This window comes from Bradyrhizobium sp. (assembly GCF_049581145.1).
GTDB lineage: Bacteria > Pseudomonadota > Alphaproteobacteria > Rhizobiales > Xanthobacteraceae > Bradyrhizobium.
The window spans coordinates 1-1,750 of sequence record NZ_JBAURI010000255.1; the positions used below are offsets into that span (position 1 = coordinate 1).

The following is a 1,750-nucleotide window of genomic DNA, read 5'->3' on the forward strand; positions in this document are numbered from 1 at the left end:
CCATTGAACGCGTCGCGTCGCGAAGCCCCAAGCCCATAGGGCGAGGCTCAACATGTCACGGACCGGCAGCAGCAACAACTGGTGGGCCGGCTGGAAATTGGCGCCGCGCACGCGAAGATGCAGCACGATCCTGGCGAGAGCGGTGACGGCCAACAGGGTGATCGCCGGCAGCGCAAAGCCGGCAAGCAGGCATCCGGCGGCGGCCACGGGCACGCCGAAGGTCACGACCGAGAGACTGTAGCCCACCGGCCGCACGATGCGGATGGTGCGCAGCCACCGCAACTCATGGTTCACGAGCTCGCTCAAGCTCGGCTCGTCCACGCAGGTCTCGACCACGACGTCGGAGAGCACGGTGCGCAAACCCAATGCGCGCGTCAATTCGCCCAGCCGGTAATCGTCGGCCAGCTGGTTGGCGATCGCCGCGAATCCGCCGATGCGCCGCAGGACTTGCCGCCGGATCGCAATGGTCGCGCCGAACGCGAATGCCCGCGATCCGAACATGGCCGCGACACGGACGGACGGGGTGAACCAATCGTTGATGAACAGGGATCCGAGCTGCGACCAGAGCCCCTTCATGGGGCGGCCGAGATACGGACAGGTGACGACGCCGACCGCCGGATCGGCGAGCGGGGCCACGATGCGGGCGAGATAGTCCCGGCCCACGCGCACGTCGCTGTCCGAGATCACCAGGAGGTCGTGACGCGCGTAGGGCATCATGTTGATCAGATTGCTCACCTTGCGGCTGGTCCCATGCTGCCGGCGATCGACGGCGAGTTGGATGTCCACGCGGGGGAATTCGCGAGCGAGCCGGGCAACCACGCCGATCGCTGGATCATCCTCGTCGCAAACTCCGAAGACGATCTGGAAGCGGGGATAGTCCTGGTCGCAAAACGAATGGAGGCATTCGTAGAGCTCGTGCTCCGTCCCGCACAGCGGCTTGAGCATCGTCACCGGAGCGGCCTTGCGCAGCGGCGGCCAGGCCGTGTGGGGCTTGAGGCGGGTCCGCACGGCATAGGCGGCCAACACCGTGTAAATGGCGACAGCGGCCGCAAGCGCCGTACCCAACCAGGACATCCATGTATGCGGACTCACGATCACTGAAGAACTCCAACTGCGCGGTGTCGGCGCGGCCGGTTCGAGGGCGGGTAGTTCCGCCGCAGGCTGGCGCGGCCCTTCCGCATGACGCTATGATCCGCCGATGACCGTCGGCGGACACGCCGACCCGTAGAGGCTATCGAGATGGACGAAGCTGGACCTGCGGAACGAATCGATAATAGCGATATTATGGCAGATTCCGACGCATTGATTCTCGTGGACCAGGCGGACCGCCGGGTGGGCCACCTGAGCAAATCGCTGTGCCACGAGGGACGTGGGGTGCTGCATCGTGCCTTCTCCCTGCTGATCTTCAACGACCGCGCCGATCTCCTGGTACAGCAGCGGGCCGCCAGCAAGCGCCTCTGGCCCCTGTATTGGTCGAACAGTTGCTGCAGCCATCCGCGCCGCGCGGAGACCATGGATGTCGCCACCCGGCGACGCCTGGGGGAAGAACTGGGCATTCGCTGCGACCTCAAATTCCTGTTCAAGTTCCAATACCACGCGCAATTCGACGCCACCGGCGCCGAACACGAGATCTGCTCGGTATTCATCGGCCGCTCCGAAGGCCCCCCGAAGGTCAATCCGGAAGAAATCGCGGACTGGCGCTGGATGTCTTCCGAGCTCCTACAACGGGAGCTGACGAGCGCCAATTGTT

Annotated in this window: 2 protein-coding genes; one reads left to right on the forward strand and one right to left on the reverse strand. The window is 65.0% G+C overall.

Going from position 1 to position 1,750, the window contains the following annotated elements:
* A partial coding sequence (gene hpnI, locus WCB02_RS08700) for a bacteriohopanetetrol glucosamine biosynthesis glycosyltransferase HpnI (RefSeq protein ID WP_423957539.1) occupies positions 1 to 1,074 on the reverse strand: 1,074 nt, incomplete at its 3' end.
* A gap of 165 nt (positions 1,075 to 1,239) precedes the next feature.
* Between hpnI and idi the strand changes: the two genes are divergently transcribed.
* The coding region (gene idi / locus WCB02_RS08705) for an isopentenyl-diphosphate Delta-isomerase (protein WP_423957541.1) at positions 1,240 to 1,750 on the forward strand (511 nt) is incomplete at its 3' end.